The 15176-nt window shown below is 41.9% G+C and carries 15 protein-coding genes and 2 tRNA genes; 15 read left to right on the forward strand and 2 right to left on the reverse strand.

Annotated features, from left to right (window positions below):
• The first annotated feature begins 9 nt into the window (after nucleotides 1-9).
• The 15 genes from ssuD to ACIQYG_RS23710 all read left to right on the forward strand — a co-directional run bounded on the left by ssuD (nucleotide 10) and on the right by ACIQYG_RS23710 (nucleotide 14579).
• Nucleotides 10-1176, forward strand: coding sequence for an FMNH2-dependent alkanesulfonate monooxygenase (gene ssuD / locus ACIQYG_RS23640; RefSeq protein ID WP_402843132.1), 1167 nt, complete (start codon nucleotides 10-12; stop codon nucleotides 1174-1176).
• The gene (ssuC, locus tag ACIQYG_RS23645) at nucleotides 1151-1924 is read left to right on the forward strand and encodes an aliphatic sulfonate ABC transporter permease SsuC (protein WP_402843135.1); all 774 of its coding nucleotides are present in this window, start codon (nucleotides 1151-1153) and stop codon (nucleotides 1922-1924) included. The genes ssuD and ssuC overlap by 26 nt, the downstream gene beginning before the upstream one ends.
• Before the next feature lie 13 nt (nucleotides 1925-1937).
• Entirely contained in the window at nucleotides 1938-2690 is a 753-nt protein-coding gene (locus ACIQYG_RS23650; protein ID WP_402843137.1) for an ATP-binding cassette domain-containing protein, read from the forward strand.
• Nucleotides 2691-2863: 173 nt separating this feature from the next.
• Nucleotides 2864-3502, forward strand: a complete 639-nt coding sequence (locus ACIQYG_RS23655) for a 50S ribosomal protein L25/general stress protein Ctc (RefSeq protein WP_402843139.1) — start codon at nucleotides 2864-2866, stop codon at nucleotides 3500-3502.
• A 263-nt stretch (nucleotides 3503-3765) separates the two neighbouring features.
• A complete protein-coding gene (gene pth / locus ACIQYG_RS23660) occupies nucleotides 3766-4326 on the forward strand; it encodes an aminoacyl-tRNA hydrolase (protein ID WP_402843142.1) in 561 nt (186 codons plus the stop codon).
• Between the two features lie 105 nt (nucleotides 4327-4431).
• The gene (gene fin / locus ACIQYG_RS23665) at nucleotides 4432-4662 is read left to right on the forward strand and encodes an anti-sigma-F factor Fin (RefSeq protein WP_034316319.1); all 231 of its coding nucleotides are present in this window, start codon (nucleotides 4432-4434) and stop codon (nucleotides 4660-4662) included.
• Nucleotides 4663-4814: 152 nt separating this feature from the next.
• The gene (mfd, locus tag ACIQYG_RS23670; protein WP_402843145.1) at nucleotides 4815-8351 is read left to right on the forward strand and encodes a transcription-repair coupling factor; all 3537 of its coding nucleotides are present in this window, start codon (nucleotides 4815-4817) and stop codon (nucleotides 8349-8351) included.
• A gap of 188 nt (nucleotides 8352-8539) precedes the next feature.
• Nucleotides 8540-9076, forward strand: coding sequence for a stage V sporulation protein T (gene spoVT / locus ACIQYG_RS23675; protein WP_402843148.1), 537 nt, complete (start codon nucleotides 8540-8542; stop codon nucleotides 9074-9076).
• Between the two features lie 176 nt (nucleotides 9077-9252).
• A complete protein-coding gene (locus tag ACIQYG_RS23680; RefSeq protein WP_402843151.1) occupies nucleotides 9253-10875 on the forward strand; it encodes a putative polysaccharide biosynthesis protein in 1623 nt (540 codons plus the stop codon).
• Nucleotides 10868-12340: a bifunctional methyltransferase/pyrophosphohydrolase YabN gene (yabN, locus tag ACIQYG_RS23685; RefSeq protein WP_402843154.1), complete on the forward strand. Its 1473-nt coding sequence runs from the start codon at nucleotides 10868-10870 to the stop codon at nucleotides 12338-12340. The genes ACIQYG_RS23680 and yabN overlap by 8 nt, the downstream gene beginning before the upstream one ends.
• Before the next feature lie 23 nt (nucleotides 12341-12363).
• Nucleotides 12364-12627: an RNA-binding S4 domain-containing protein gene (locus ACIQYG_RS23690; protein ID WP_034316386.1), complete on the forward strand. Its 264-nt coding sequence runs from the start codon at nucleotides 12364-12366 to the stop codon at nucleotides 12625-12627.
• A 76-nt stretch (nucleotides 12628-12703) separates the two neighbouring features.
• The gene (yabP, locus tag ACIQYG_RS23695; RefSeq protein ID WP_034316308.1) at nucleotides 12704-13012 is read left to right on the forward strand and encodes a sporulation protein YabP; all 309 of its coding nucleotides are present in this window, start codon (nucleotides 12704-12706) and stop codon (nucleotides 13010-13012) included.
• Nucleotides 13009-13641: a spore cortex biosynthesis protein YabQ gene (gene yabQ / locus ACIQYG_RS23700; protein ID WP_402843157.1), complete on the forward strand. Its 633-nt coding sequence runs from the start codon at nucleotides 13009-13011 to the stop codon at nucleotides 13639-13641. The genes yabP and yabQ overlap by 4 nt, the downstream gene beginning before the upstream one ends.
• 14 nt (nucleotides 13642-13655) lie before the next feature.
• On the forward strand, nucleotides 13656-14042 hold the full coding sequence (locus ACIQYG_RS23705) for an FtsB family cell division protein (RefSeq protein ID WP_101225919.1): 387 nt from the start codon (nucleotides 13656-13658) through the stop codon (nucleotides 14040-14042).
• Between the two features lie 81 nt (nucleotides 14043-14123).
• On the forward strand, nucleotides 14124-14579 hold the full coding sequence (locus tag ACIQYG_RS23710) for a S1 domain-containing RNA-binding protein (protein ID WP_214794723.1): 456 nt from the start codon (nucleotides 14124-14126) through the stop codon (nucleotides 14577-14579).
• A 165-nt stretch (nucleotides 14580-14744) separates the two neighbouring features.
• Here ACIQYG_RS23710 and ACIQYG_RS23715 read toward each other — a convergent pair.
• Both ACIQYG_RS23715 and ACIQYG_RS23720 read right to left on the reverse strand, forming a co-directional pair.
• Nucleotides 14745-14816: transfer RNA gene (locus tag ACIQYG_RS23715), tRNA-Glu, on the reverse strand.
• Nucleotides 14817-14836: 20 nt separating this feature from the next.
• Nucleotides 14837-14910, reverse strand: a tRNA-Met gene (locus ACIQYG_RS23720).
• Between the last annotated feature and the right edge of the window lie 266 nt (nucleotides 14911-15176).

A 15176-nucleotide genomic window follows, 5' to 3' on the forward strand; every position in this document is an offset into this window, starting at 1 on the left:
GAAATACAAATGAAAGTTTTTTGGTTTTTACCATCACACGGGGAAAGTCGCTATTTAGGGTCAACAAAGGGAGGAAGGGCAATCACGCTTCCTTATTTAAAGCAAATAGCACAGGCGGTCGATCATTTGGGATTTGAAGGAGCGTTGCTTCCGACGGGACGGTCTTGTGAGGATGCATGGGTAGTGGGTTCTTCGTTGATTTCCGCCACGGAAAGAATGAAATTTTTAGTTGCGGTCCGCCCAGGTTTAATGTCGCCAACCTTGGCTGCCAGGATGGCTTCGAGCTTCGACCGGCTGTCGAATGGACGTCTCTTGATCAATGTAGTAACTGGAGGGGATCCGGTCGAATTGGCGGGTGATGGCGTATTTCTGAATCATAAGGAACGATATGGGCAGACAGATGAATTTCTTGATATCTGGAGAAAGGAAATGTCCGGGGGTAAAGTGGACTTTGAAGGGGAGCACCTAAAGGTCGAAGGCGGGGACATCCTTTTGCCACCTGTACAAAAACCGTACCCGCCACTCTATTTCGGGGGTTCCTCCGACCCGGCCATCGATATATCAGGAAAGCATATAGATGTGTACTTGACTTGGGGTGAACCCTTGGTACAAGTAGCTGAAAAAATTGAAAAGGTACGTAAAAAGGCAGCAGAATATGGACGTGAGGTCAGGTTTGGCATACGGATGCATGTCATTGTAAGAGAAACGGAAGAAGAAGCTTGGCAGGCAGCTGAGGAACTCATTAAATATGTGGATGACGAAATGATTGAAAATTCACAGAAGATTTTTGAAAGATTTGATTCAGTAGGCCAGAAGCGGATGGCGCAACTCCATAACGGAAACAGGGATTCGCTTGAAATTAGCCCTAACCTATGGGCAGGTGTAGGTCTTGTGCGCGGGGGCGCCGGTACGGCACTAGTCGGGAGTGCAGAAAATGTTGCTGCCAGAATGAAGGAATATGAAGAAATCGGAATAGAATCCTTTGTTTTATCTGGATACCCCCATCTTGAAGAAGCGTACAGAGTTGCGGAATTATTATTCCCTTTACTCCCTGTTGAACGGCTGCACGGACCCGTTTCAAATGCTACGAGCCCATTCGGGGAAATATTGGCTAATGACCACTACCCTACAAAAGGAAGTGAAATTGAAGATGAAGTTAAACAAAAAGTTCAATAGGTTCCACCTCATATCATGGCTTGTGCCCATCTTCCTTTTGGTAACTTGGCAGCTGCTGTCTTTGTGGGGGATTTTGTCGGATCGGATATTGCCTGCCCCGACTGAAGTGTTTCAAGCAGGTGTTGCTTTATTGGGGACAGGTGAACTTATTGATTATATCGGCATCAGTGCTCAGCGTGCCTTCATCGGCTTTTTAATAGGCGGGATCATTGGTTTTGTACTAGGTTTATTAAATGGATTATCATCCATTGCTGAAACTTTATTCGATACCTCGCTTCAGATGTTGCGTAATATTCCCCATTTAGCTTTAATACCGCTGGTGATTCTATGGTTTGGTATAGAGGAAGAAGCGAAAATCTTCCTTGTCGCTTTAGGGGTTCTATTTCCTATCTATTTAAATACATTTCATGGTGTGAAATCGGTGGATAAGGGATTAATCGAAGCGGCGAGGGTTTATGGGTTAAGTAGTTTTTCTTTATTCTGGAATGTACTCCTCCCTGCAGCCTTTCCATCCATTTTGGTGGGTATCCGCTTCTCACTTGGAATCATGTGGGTCACATTAATTGTCGCGGAAACAATTTCCGCTAATTCCGGAATTGGATATATGGCTATGAATGCCCGGGAATTCATGAGGATGGATATAGTTGTTCTTAGTATTCTCTTATATGCCTTATTAGGAAAAATATCGGACGTTGCGGCCAAAGTGATTGAAAAAAGATGCTTAAAGTGGCATCCGTCATACCAATGAGGAGGTCATTAACATGAAAGATGGAAATTCGTTGGAGTTGCATGGTGTAAGAAAGGATTTTGGGAAGTTTGAAGTATTGAAGGGGATGGACCTGACATTTAAAAAGGGGGAATTCATAGCCATTGTCGGTAAGAGTGGTTGTGGCAAGAGCACCTTGCTTCGTCTTGTGGCAGGACTGGAAAAGCCGACGGGCGGGCAAATACTGGTGAATGGAAAGCCGTTGAATGGCTTAAATAAATCATCACGAACGATGTTTCAGGATGGCAGGCTTTTTCCTTGGAAAAAAATCCTTCAAAATATTGGTGTAGGCTTGAAAGGGGATTGGAAGCCAAACGCAATGGAATTGCTGGAGCTAGTGGGCCTTGCAGATCGAGCAAATGATTGGCCGTCCGTTTTATCTGGGGGGCAAAAACAGAGGATTGCATTGGCGAGGGCATTGGTTAACCAACCTGACATTCTCCTCTTGGATGAGCCACTAGGGGCGTTGGATGCTTTAACGAGGATTGGCATGCAAAGGCTGATAGAAGAACTATGGAGGGAAAGGGACTTTACTGCCTTACTTGTTACACATGATGTTGAAGAAGCCGTTATGCTTGCCGACCGTGTCATATTAATCGAAGAAGGCAAAGTCGTCATGAATAAGGAAATCAATCTGCCTAGACCGCGGAAAAAGGATAGTATTCAATACTCATCACTAGCAGCCCAAATCCTAGACCGAGTAATGCAAGTCGAGGGGGAAATGGAAAAAAAAGCGATTCACGCTTGAGTTAGAGAAAAAAAGAATGAAAAAAGATTTTGCAGCGGATTCCTATGTTTACCATATGTTTATCGCCTTCTTGCTCCCTTCGGATTTTACCTTTCATGTTTAATGATTCGCCATTTAGGGAAATGTTAAATATAGAGAAACTTGTAATTCATATTTAGGAAGGCGGAGGATGTATGAGTAATATATTAGCTGCAAAAGAACGTACGGGTTCAAAACACTCTAATTTAAGGAATTTGAGAGAAAGCGGCGAAATCCCTGCGATAGTATATGGCAATAAAAATGACAGTACGGCCATTTCAGTCAATAATATTGAGCTTCAAAAGACAATCAAGGAAATAGGCCGTAATGGAATCATTTCTTTGGACTTGGAAGGTAAGAGTTATAAAGTCATGCTCTCTGATTATCAAAAGGATCCAATAAAAAACTCGATTTATCATGCAGACTTTTTAATTGTAGATATGTCCGCTCAATTACAGGCACAAGTTCGCATTAACCTTGTCGGTGTTTGCAAAGGCGTGAAAGACGGTGGGGTCCTTCAGCAGTCTCTTCATGAAGTGACGGTTACGGCTAAACCTAATGACATTCCTGACTCCATCGATGTTGACGTTACCGAACTTCAGGTAGGGGAAACAATCTACATATCCGATATCCAAACGAATAAGCAAGTTACAATCGGCAACGATGGTGAAGAAGTTGTTGCATCTGTTTTGGCTCCTCGTCAGGAAGAGGAAATAAGTACAGGTGAACAGCAGGATGGCGGCATCCCTGAAAATGAAGAAGGCAGGGAAACCAAGGCATCACCAGAGTCATGATGCCGGGATTAAACAAGTGAATCGTGATATAATAGGCGTAGCTCTTAACGAGTTACGTCTTTTCAATCTCTGGAATGCATTCATTTAAACCGGACGGACTTTTTTTGTAATGGATTCCTTTAATTTGGATTTTACCTAATTAGTTCTCCTGTCGCTTGCAGTCCAGCTTGAAATTAGGGTACTATTTTTCTAAGGTCAATGATCTTGGAAAAACTTCGTCCCAGCGTAACTCCCTAAATAACCGTAATGACGGAGTGTGAATCATGAAAATTATTGTAGGGTTAGGGAACCCAGGTAAACAATATGAAAAAACTCGGCATAACGTCGGATTTGAAGTAATAGATGAGTTATCCAAAAGATGGTCGATCCCTCTTGATCAAGCAAAACATAAGGGGATATATGGTTCAGGAATGGTAAAGGGAGAAAAGGTTTTATTGCTTAAACCCTTAACCTACATGAATTTATCAGGAGAATCCATTTCGGCTGTCATGCATTTCTTTAAGGTGGATATCGCGGATTTGGTCATTATATATGATGACCTTGATTTGCCTCCAGGAAAGCTTCGCCTTCGTCAAAAAGGAAGTGCAGGCGGTCATAATGGGATAAAATCTTCAATTGCCCATTTGGGTACACAGGAATTCAATCGAATCAGAATAGGCATTGGCCGCCCGATTGGCCGTATTCCGGTATCTGATTATGTATTAGGGCGTTTTTCGCCTGAAGAATGGGATCAAGTCGGGGCAACGATCGAAAAAAGTGCAGCTTCATGTGAAGCCTGGTTGGAAAAACCATTTATACAGGTCATGAACGAATATAACCAATAAGCAGAGAGTAGATATAAGTAAAGAATAATATCTTCCTGTTTCGCTGAATAAAACCCCTCTACTTTTGTACATACTAACACTATTACAAAAATAGGGGGTTACCAAATGGCTCTCCATTATCGATGCCGACATTGCGGAACTAAGCTGGGCTCAATCGAGGCACACTCACTGAGTACGGAGCAGTTAGGTTTTAATCAACTTACCGATGAAGAGCGACAAGAGATGATCGTTTATGATTCTGAAGGGGATATGCATGTAAGGGCAATATGTGAAGATTGCCATGAATCGCTGCAAAGAAACCCTGATTTATATGAAAACGATTATATTATTCATTAGCGGGAGAGGGCTTTGGACAAAATCCAAAGCATTTTTCCGTTTGTCTGGAATACCAGGGCACATAAATTGCCGTTAATAAAGAGGATCTTGGTGATGGCCAAGTTCAAATAAAGTAAATGTTTTTCGCACGTTAAAGAGAGGGGGGAAAGAAAATGAATGGATTGCAGAACTTGTTTTCCAAACAAGATGATGTTCATTCGTTAATAGCCGGCATCGATGAAGGGCTTAAGGAGCAAATCGTCTCTGGTCTGACAGGTTCCTCGAGATCGTTATTGCTGGCTTCCGTATATGAAAAGACGAACAGGCCTATTTTATTAGTTACCCATAATTTATTGCAAGCACAGAAATTCCATGAGGACTTATCCAGTTTCATTCCCGAGGAAGAATTATATATATATCCAGCCAATGAATTGATTGCGGCTGATTTGAGTGTTGCCAGCCCGGAATTAAGGGCCCAACGTGTAGAGGCTTTGAACTTTTGGGCGGAGGGAAAGAAAGGGATTGTCATTGCCCCGATTCCCGGAGTGCGTCGTGTGCTTCCTCCAAAGGATATTTGGAAGAGACATCAGCTAGCTTTTAATCTAGGGGAAGACATCGAGCTTGAACCAACGCTTAATAAATTCATTGCCATGGGTTATAACCGGTCCGAAATGGTTGCTTCTCCAGGTGAATTCAGTATCAGGGGCGGTATAATCGATATTTACCCGATCACCGAACCTAATCCAATACGAATTGAATTATTCGATACCGAAATAGATTCAATAAGGACTTTTTCAAGCGAAGATCAGCGATCCATCGAGAAGCTCAAGAAAGTGACGATTGGCCCCGTCAGTGAGGCTTTGCTAGAGACGGAGCATATCGAAAGAATCATAACAAGGCTCGAGAGCGGATTAAGTAAAAGCTTGAAGAAACTTAAAGACGAGAAAACCAAGGAACAGCTGGTTCAAACGATCAGTTATGAACTTGAACAGCTGAAAATGGGGAATATACCCGACAAAATCTTTAAATACTTAAGTTTGGCGTATGAAGATCCAGCTAGTTTAATAGATTATTTACCGGTAAATGGTTTGGTTTTCTTGGATGAAATCAGTAGAATCCAGGAAATCAATGATTCGTTGGAAAAGGAAGAGGCTGGGTGGTACACGGACCTTTTAAGTCAGGGACAAATTATCCACGACATAAAGTTGGCTCATCCCATGCAGGAATTAATAGTGAAATCCAGCAGGCCGTTTGTATACCTATCATTGTTTTTACGGCATGTACCGCATACGAATCCTCAGAATATCCTGAATTTTGCCAGTAAACAAATGCAAAGTTTCCATGGACAGATGAATGTGTTCAAAGCTGAACTGGAACGTTGGAAAAAAGGGAAATATACAGTCGTCATACTTGGACAGGATGAAGAACGGGTAAAAAAGCTGCATTCGGTTTTAGCCGATTATGATATAGAGGCCGCAGAACTGTTTAATGCTGACAGCATTCTTCCAGGTAAAGTACAGATTTTACGCGGCAGTCTAAATAGCGGCTTTGAATTGCCTATGCAAAAGTTCAGTATCATTACGGAAACGGAATTGTTTAATAAGAAGTCAAAGAAATCGGTACGGAGACAGAAACTATCGAATGCGGAGCGAATCAAGAGTTATTCCGAACTGAAGGTCGGTGACTATGTCGTTCACGTTAACCACGGTATCGGAAAATACTTGGGTATTGAAACCCTTACGATAAATGGGGTCCATAAAGATTACCTGAATATTCGTTATCAAGCGGATGACAAATTGTATGTTCCTGTCGACCAAATTGATCTTGTCCAAAAATATGTCGGTTCTGAAGGAAAAGAGCCGAAGCTTTATAAGCTAGGCGGAACGGAATGGAAACGTGTCAAAAGTAAGGTTCAATCATCCGTTGAGAACATTGCCGATGATTTAATCAAGTTATACGCAGAAAGAGAAGCGGCAAAGGGCTATGCCTTTTCACCTGATGGTGATATGCAGAGAGAATTCGAAACATCATTCGCTTATAACGAAACGGAAGATCAATTACGTTCCATAGTCGAAATCAAAAAGGATATGGAACGGGAACGGCCGATGGATCGTTTATTATGTGGCGATGTTGGATATGGGAAGACAGAGGTGGCGATCCGGGCCGCTTTTAAAGCCATAATGGATGGGAAGCAGGTTGCATTTCTTGTTCCGACCACAATCCTCGCCCAGCAGCATTATGAAACATTAAGGGAGCGTTTTCAGGATTATCCCATTTCGATTGGCCTTATGAGCCGTTTCCGGACTAAAAAACAGCAAACGGAAACGATTAAAGGATTGAAGGCCGGCACGGTGGATATTGTGGTTGGCACACATAGGATTTTATCAAAAGATATCGTGTACCGCGATTTGGGATTGCTAATCATTGATGAAGAACAGCGCTTTGGCGTTACACATAAGGAAAAGATCAAACGGTTAAAAACAAATGTGGATGTACTGACTTTGACTGCGACACCGATACCAAGGACCCTACATATGTCTATGTTGGGCGTGAGGGATCTGTCCGTCATCGAAACACCGCCTGAGAACCGGTTCCCGATCCAAACTTATGTCATGGAGTATAATGGCTCTTTGGTAACGGAAGCGATAGAACGGGAATTGGCCAGGGGTGGTCAGGTTTATTTCCTTTACAATCGGGTAGAGGATATAGCAAGAAAAGCAGAAGAAATTTCCATGCTGGTACCTGATGCCCGTGTCACCTTTGCTCATGGGCAAATGACAGAGCAAGAACTGGAAGCCGTCATGTTCGGCTTTTTAGAAGGCGAATATGATGTTTTGGTAAGTACAACCATTATAGAGACGGGTGTTGATATCCCCAATGTCAATACGCTTATAGTGAATGAAGCGGATAGAATGGGACTTTCACAGCTCTATCAGCTGCGTGGCCGTGTAGGTCGATCCAACAGGGTGGCATATGCGTTCTTCACTTATAGGAAAGATAAAGTGTTGACGGAAGTGGCGGAAAAACGTCTTCAATCCATTAAGGAATTTACAGAATTGGGTTCAGGGTTCAAAATCGCGATGCGTGATTTATCCATCAGGGGAGCTGGAAACATTCTAGGGGCCCAACAACATGGCTTCATCGATTCGGTTGGTTTTGATCTGTATTCACAAATGTTGAAAGAAGCTGTAGATGCGAAACGTAATGACCAACCAGCCGAAGAAAAGAGCACCCTGGAAATCGACGTTGAAGTGGATGCTTATATCCCTGATGCCTACATAATGGATGGACATCAGAAAATAGAAATGTATAAAAGGTTCAGAGGTATAGCTTCGCTTGAAGAAGTTGAAGAATTACAAGAGGAAATGATCGATCGTTTCGGAGAATATCCAGAGGAAGTTTCCTATTTATTCATGATTGCCGAAATGAAGGTATATGCTGAAAAGGCTGGAATTGAAAGCATTAAACAATTAAAGCAGGAAATCAGCATTCTCCTTAGGGAAAAGGTCAGCAGCGAAGTGGATGGACAAAAGGTGTTCGAGCTGGGATCGAAGTATGGCCGTATGGTGGGCTTCGGCATGGACGGCAATCGAATGAAGCTGGTCCTGCACATAAAAGGCGTGGAACAAAGCAAGTGGCTTAATATCTTATTTGAAATGGCCAAGGGTTTGCAGTATGTAAAAAAAGAGACGCAAGCCACAAAAAACTAAAATTGAATGATTGTCCTCTAGAAGAAATTTTTTTAGGTACCATGGTAAAAAAATGCAACAAAAAGAAAAATTTTTTCAAAGTGCATAGAACTTACCATTAGAAAAATACTAAGTACAATAGCTGGTGATGATTTTGCTACAAAATGAGGATTTATCAAATCAATTAGATGAAAGTGAGGCAACATTAGATGAAAGCAACTGGTATCGTTCGCCGAATTGATGATTTAGGAAGAGTCGTCATCCCGAAAGAAATTCGCAGGACACTCCGTATTCGTGAAGGAGATCCACTGGAAATATTTGTGGATAGAGATGGAGAAGTCATCCTAAAGAAATACTCTCCTATTAGTGAATTAGGAGATTTCGCAAGGGAATATGCAGAAGCACTATATGATAGCCTTGGAAACCCAGTTATGATTTGTGACAGGGATACTTACATTGCAGTGGCAGGCGGCTCCAAAAAAGAATACTTAAATAAAAGCGTCAGTGATCTAGTGGAAAAAATCATGGAAGAAAGAAATCCTGTCCTGGAGTCTCCGAACGGACAAATTTCATTCGTTGATTCCAATGATGAAGAGGTCCAATCTTATACTGCAGCTCCGATCATTGCGAGTGGCGACCCGATTGGTGCCGTCTTGATTTTCTCTAAAGATAGTACCATTGGTGAAGTGGAACAGAAATCGGTTGAAACAGCAGCAAGTTTCCTAGCTAGACAAATGGAGCAGTAACCTTGGACATGCCATTATATTTTTAAAGGTGGAAAGGGCAGCAATCGCGCTGTCCTTTTTGCACTTTCTAAAAGAAGTGGATATGGAAAATGATTGACAGTATGGCCGGAATTGAAAAATACCCATTGGAATTATGCTATAATAACTACCACATATGAGTGAAAAGGGGAAAAAATATGGCTGAAAAGCCTGTTAAAACATCAAATGAACTTTTTCGAGGTGCGTTGATTTTGAGCGCAGCAGCGATTATCGTAAAAGTTTTGAGCGCGGCCTATCGCATACCATATCAGAACATTGCTGGTGACATCGGATTTTATATCTATCAACAGGTTTATCCCTTCTACGGTGTTGCCTTTACATTATCAACAATCGGCTTTCCGGTAGTCATATCCAAACTAATTGCAGAACGGGAGTCTTCCAAAAATAACTTCGCGGTCAAGGACATATTAGTGACATCATTCGTTGTCTTAAGTTCGATAGGCATCATGATGTTTGCTGCACTATTCCTTGGCGCTGATTGGATTGCAGGATGGATGAAGGATCCGCATTTAGCCGGTCTGCTGAGGATCGTTGCCTATTCCTATTTATTAATGCCGATTTCATCTGTTTTAAGAGGCTATTTTCAAGGAATAAACGACATGTTACCGACGGCAAGTTCGCAGGTCGCTGAACAATGCATCCGTGTGTTGACGATTCTGATCCTTTCCACAATATTCGTGTATCAGGGCTACTCTCATTATGTGGTCGGCAAGGGGGCGGTCCTCGGTTCGGTGACCGGCGGCATGACAGGCCTGGTACTGCTAATTGCTTTCGTTATTTTAAGAGAAGAATGGAAGCTTTTTTTACGAATGAGAATCAAACCGGTGAATTTCATCAAAATTTCCAAAGCCCTGATTTTCCAAGGATTGGCCTTTTGCATAACTGGTTTGATCCTTATCTTGTTTCAGTTTGTCGATTCACTGCACTTGTATTCCCTGCTAAGGGAAACGGGAATGGGGGAAGGGGAAGCCAAAGAATGGAAAGGGGTATATGATCGAGGACAGCCGTTGCTTCAGCTAGGTACAGTCGTGGCTAATTCTTTTGCATTGGCGCTAGTACCTGTAATATCCGGATTCGTTCAGAGGAAAAGTGAACTTGATTTATTGAATAAGATCAAATTGGCGCTTCGTGTAAGTGCGACGATCGGGCTCGCTGCTGCGATCGGGCTGGTGGTGACGATGAAGCCTGTCAATCATATGCTGTTCACTGATGCCAAAGGGACGATTACTTTAGCAATTTTCTCTTTATCGATTTTATTTACATCCCTCATTATGGCGGAAGCGGCAGTGATTCAAAGTTTAGGCCATTCGTTCGTGCCGGTGATCATTACGATTGTGGGGGTGGGCAGCAAGTGGGCTTTGAACCTTGTTCTGGTGCCCCATTACAAAATTGCGGGAGCAGCCTCGGCAACAGTACTTGCGTATATGATCATGACTGTATTATTTTATGTTGTATTGAAAGTACATATTAAAAAGACATTAATTGAAAAACGACACGTGTTAATTATCTTGAAGAGTACGGTTTACATGGGGGCTGCGGTTGTTTTATTCAATGGTTTATTCGAATTGATGTCCTCAGGCGAGAGCCGGTTGTTAGCTACGATCCAAGCTTTGATCGGTGTAGGGATCGGTGCAGCCGTTTTTGTGATGACCGCCATTCGGGCAGGCTTATTTGGTGAAGAAGAACTTTCACTTATACCTGCAGGTTCAAAGCTTAAACGATTTATAATAACGAATAGGAGTATAAGAAATCATGAATGAGATTACGATAATAGGCCTTGGTGCAGGGGATTTAGAGCAGCTTCCACTAGGGATTTATAAAAAATTGATACAAACAGAACAATGCTACGTCAGAACGGTTGATCATCCGGTAATCGGGGATTTGAAAAGGGAAGGAATAAATTTCACGGCGTTTGACGGGATATATGAAAAGCACGACCAATTTGAAGCTGTATATGAAGAAATTGCCGGAACATTATTACAAGAGGCTTCAAACCGTTCCATTTTATACGCAGTTCCGGGGCATCCTATGGTTGCGGAAAAAACGGTGCAGCTTTTGCTCGAAAAGGGTCCGGCTCTTGGAATAGCCATTAAGCTGGAAGGCGGGCAAAGTTTCCTTGATCCATTGTTTCAGGCTGTTAGGATCGATCCGATAGAAGGGTTTCAGCTATTGGATGGAACAGATCTTTCACCGGATGATTTACACATTACCCAGCATATGATAATCGGACAGGTGTATGACGCATTCAGTGCATCCGATGTGAAGCTGACTTTGATGGAAAAGCTCCCGGATGACTACGTGGTATATATCGTAACTGCGGCAGGCAGCAGTCAGGAAAAAGTGACAAAATGCGCCCTCTTCGAACTCGACCGTCAGATGGAGTTAAGTAACTTGACGAGTGTTTATGTCCCACCAGTAAAAGATGAAGCTTTACGATATAGAGAGTTTTCTAAGCTGCGGCGGGTCATCGCAGAACTTAGAGGTCCTGACGGATGTCCTTGGGATAAGAAACAAACTCATGAAAGCTTGAAGAAATATCTAATAGAAGAAGCATATGAGCTGATTGATTCCATCGACGAAGGTGACGATGAGGGTATGGTTGGTGAACTTGGGGATGTCCTGCTTCAGGTGATGCTTCATTCACAAATCGGCGAAGATGAGGGCATGTTCACGATAGATGATGTGATTGAAGGCATTACGGCAAAAATGATTCGGCGCCATCCTCATGTATTCGGAGATGTTGAAGTGAGCGGCGAGGAAGATGTATTAGTGAACTGGCAGAAAATCAAAGAAGATGAAAAAGGGAGCGAAACAAAAGCTCTGAAATCCATACTGGATGGTATTGAGAAATCGCTGCCAAACTTACTTCGGGCCGAAGAGTACCAAAAAAGGGCTGCGAAGGTCGGATTTGATTGGGATGAGGTTTCCGAAGCCTGGAAAAAGGTCAGGGAAGAAGTGCAGGAATTGGAAGAGGAAATATTGAGTCCGAACAGGGATGTTGAAAGAATAAAATCAGAGCTGGGCGACCTCTTTTTTGCGCTTGTCAACATTTCACGTTATTATGACATACAAGCGGAAGAAGCCGTCTACAAAGCAAATCAAAAATTCCACCAGCGTTTTACATATATAGAAGAGTGCATTCAAAGGGCAGACAAAAAATTTGAGGATTATACATTGGAAGAACTGGATTCATATTGGGATGAAGCAAAAGCTAAAGGACTTTAATTAAGGGAGAGATTTGAATGTCGATGAGATTGGATAAATTCCTGAAAGTTTCAAGGTTGATCAAGCGCCGCACACTTGCAAAGGAGGTTGCGGATAAAGGGAGAATCACGATTAATGGACAACAGGCCAAAGCAAGTTCGAATGTGAAAGATGGCGATGAGTTGACAGTAAGATTCGGTCAAAAGCTTGTTACGGTACGTGTCGATAAAATTCAAGAAACGACGAAAAAAGAAGCGGCTGCAGATATGTATACCATCGTAAAGGAAGAAAAGCTAGCGGAGGAGTAAGGACAGGCTTGGTTCTAATTCCAATCTTACGGACATACACTTGTACAAAATCAGTGGTACTGTGAGGGATGAAAAAATGAGCCAATATATTGATCCGAATGCTGGTTACACAAAGGGAACGACCCAAGAGCATGATGTAACGATGAAAGGCCGCCGTTTACTTGATATTACCGGTGTCAAACAAGTTGAAAGTTTTGATAATGAAGAGTTTCTGCTCGAAACGTCAATGGGATTCTTATCAATCCGGGGCCAAAACTTGCAAATGAAGAATTTGGACGTTGATAAAGGCATCGTTTCCATTAAGGGAAAGATTTTCGACCTTGTTTATTTAGATGAGCAATCAGGGGAGAAAGCTAAAGGATTCTTTGGCAAGTTGTTCAAATGACCTTAACGATCCAATTTTATACGTTGCTTGCGATGATAGGCATGGGCAGTGGCTTTGGAGCTGCCCTGGATACGTATAGCCGGTTCCTGAATCGTTCAGAAAGGAAAAGGTGGATTGTATTCATCCATGACTTCCTTTTCTGGATCATTCAGGGTCTCCTTATTTTTTATGTTTTGTTTTTAGTGAATGAGGGAGAGTTTCGCCTCTATTTATTTTTGGCCTTATTATGCGGTTTTTCAGCTTATCAAGCACTTTTCAAAGGCTTCTATCTACGTTTTTTAGAGTTTTTGATAATACTTGTGATAAAGTTGGCGAGATTTATAGCGAATTCGGTTCACATGCTGATATTTCTACCGATAAAATGGGTAATAGTATCCATATTAGCCATCATCATCGGGATAGGTAAGTTCGTTTTGGCCTTATTAAAATGGGCGGGGAAATTACTTCTCTTTATTTTGAATATATTCTGGAGACCTTTAAAATGGATTCTGACTTATATATGGAATTTATTGCCGGTTTTTGTTACGAAAAACGTCGGGAAGTTTTATAATAAAGGAAAAGGGATTTTATTGAAAATAAAGAATTCTATATTTAGAACAATAAATGGATGGAAAAATAAAAAGAAATGAGGAGCGATAAAAAAATGAGTAGCCTGCGTAAAAGGAAAGTGGCAAAAATAGAAAATCCCTACGTCGCTCAACAAGAGAAAAAAGTACAAACCGTAGAAAAAAAGAAGCGTGGTCTAATGCGTAGATTAACTCTATACTCAGTTTTCGCCGCTGTCTTTTTGATTTTTGCCGTTTCCACCCTCATAACGCAAAATGTTGCACTGGATGAGAAAGTTCAACAAAAGGAAGAATTGAAGGGAAAGTTAGCTGAATTGAAAAAAGACGAGACCCTTCTTAAAGAAGAAATCGTAAAGCTTAATGACGACGACTATATAGCGAAAATAGCAAGACGGGATTATTTCTTGTCTGAAAAAGGTGAGATCATTTTTACCCTTCCAAAAGGGAAGGAAGATAGTGACTAATATTGACACTGTTTTTTTACTTTCGTTATAATATAGTGTGAAGAGATTTTTTTAACATTTCTAAGGAGGAACATTTTTTTTATGTCAATCGAAGTAGGCAGCAAGTTACAAGGTAAAGTAACAGGCATAACTAATTTTGGTGCATTTGTAGAGCTACCTCAAGGTTCAACCGGTCTTGTCCATATCAGTGAAGTGGCTGATAACTATGTCAAGGATATCAATGATCATTTAAAAGTGGGCGATACAGTTGAGGTGAAAGTCATCAACGTTAAAGATGGCAAGATTGGCTTGTCCATAAAAAAAGCGATAGACCGTCCTGAAGGTGAGCAAAAACCTGCATACACACCACGTCCGCGCCAAGGAAGAGGGAATGACAGCCGTTCCAAAGACTTCCGCTCGAAAGGAAATGGTTTCCAACCAAAAGAAAACTTTGAGCAAAAAATGGCTAAATTCTTAAAGGATAGCGAAGACCGCTTAACGACCCTAAAACGTAGCACCGAAACGAAACGGGGAGGTCGAGGAGGAAGACGCGGATAAAACTGCTGCTGAAAATAATAGTTTAGCAACTTTCCCTGTGAAATTATTCATAGTGTAGATAAAGGCAAGCTTGCCGGCTTGTCTTCTTTTATTATCAACGATATACCAAAAGCGCCCCTGCACACTTACCAGAGATAAGTGTGCAGGGGCGCTTTTGGTATTTGATGACCCGTACGGGATTCGAACCCGTGTTACCGCCGTGAAAGGGCGGTGTCTTAACCGCTTGACCAACGGGCCATGATTTTCATGATAAAAGATAGCGGCAGAGGGGATCGAACCCCCGACCTCACGGGTATGAACCGTACGCTCTAGCCAGCTGAGCTACGCCGCCATAATGATAATTGCTACTGAAGCACAAGTTATATCTTACATTCGTGAAGAAAAAATGTCAACAAAAAAAATAAAGTTTGTCGGTTTCCATTTCCTGATTATTTATTCGTGTTATTTTCCGCAAAAATAACCTAAAAACTTTGCTTTTCTTCAAAAAAAAAAGAACACCCGTTTCTGTATTGGAAAAAAAGGCACAAAAACCTGTATACAAATGATTGTTCAAGAAGAATTTCGTCGAACGTTTTTCTTATCCGCTTATAAAATTCT

Origin of the sequence: Peribacillus sp. NPDC096622 (genome assembly GCF_044762665.1) — a bacterium.
In the GTDB taxonomy this organism is placed as follows: domain Bacteria; phylum Bacillota; class Bacilli; order Bacillales; family DSM-1321; genus Peribacillus; species Peribacillus frigoritolerans_B.

Excerpts from the sequence above, each read along its gene's own strand:
- ssuD (WP_402843132.1), top strand. The coding sequence starts at position 10 with ATGAAAGTTTTTTGGTTTTTACCATCACACGGGGAAAGTCGCTATTTA.
- ssuC (WP_402843135.1), top strand. The coding sequence starts at position 1,151 with ATGAAGTTAAACAAAAAGTTCAATAGGTTCCACCTCATATCATGGCTT.
- ACIQYG_RS23650 (WP_402843137.1), top strand. The coding sequence starts at position 1,938 with ATGAAAGATGGAAATTCGTTGGAGTTGCATGGTGTAAGAAAGGATTTT.
- ACIQYG_RS23655 (WP_402843139.1), top strand. The coding sequence starts at position 2,864 with ATGAGTAATATATTAGCTGCAAAAGAACGTACGGGTTCAAAACACTCT.
- pth (WP_402843142.1), top strand. The coding sequence starts at position 3,766 with ATGAAAATTATTGTAGGGTTAGGGAACCCAGGTAAACAATATGAAAAA.
- fin (WP_034316319.1), top strand. The coding sequence starts at position 4,432 with ATGGCTCTCCATTATCGATGCCGACATTGCGGAACTAAGCTGGGCTCA.
- mfd (WP_402843145.1), top strand. The coding sequence starts at position 4,815 with ATGAATGGATTGCAGAACTTGTTTTCCAAACAAGATGATGTTCATTCG.
- spoVT (WP_402843148.1), top strand. The coding sequence starts at position 8,540 with ATGAAAGCAACTGGTATCGTTCGCCGAATTGATGATTTAGGAAGAGTC.
- ACIQYG_RS23680 (WP_402843151.1), top strand. The coding sequence starts at position 9,253 with ATGGCTGAAAAGCCTGTTAAAACATCAAATGAACTTTTTCGAGGTGCG.
- yabN (WP_402843154.1), top strand. The coding sequence starts at position 10,868 with ATGAATGAGATTACGATAATAGGCCTTGGTGCAGGGGATTTAGAGCAG.
- ACIQYG_RS23690 (WP_034316386.1), top strand. The coding sequence starts at position 12,364 with ATGAGATTGGATAAATTCCTGAAAGTTTCAAGGTTGATCAAGCGCCGC.
- yabP (WP_034316308.1), top strand. The coding sequence starts at position 12,704 with ATGAGCCAATATATTGATCCGAATGCTGGTTACACAAAGGGAACGACC.
- yabQ (WP_402843157.1), top strand. The coding sequence starts at position 13,009 with ATGACCTTAACGATCCAATTTTATACGTTGCTTGCGATGATAGGCATG.
- ACIQYG_RS23705 (WP_101225919.1), top strand. The coding sequence starts at position 13,656 with ATGAGTAGCCTGCGTAAAAGGAAAGTGGCAAAAATAGAAAATCCCTAC.
- ACIQYG_RS23710 (WP_214794723.1), top strand. The coding sequence starts at position 14,124 with ATGTCAATCGAAGTAGGCAGCAAGTTACAAGGTAAAGTAACAGGCATA.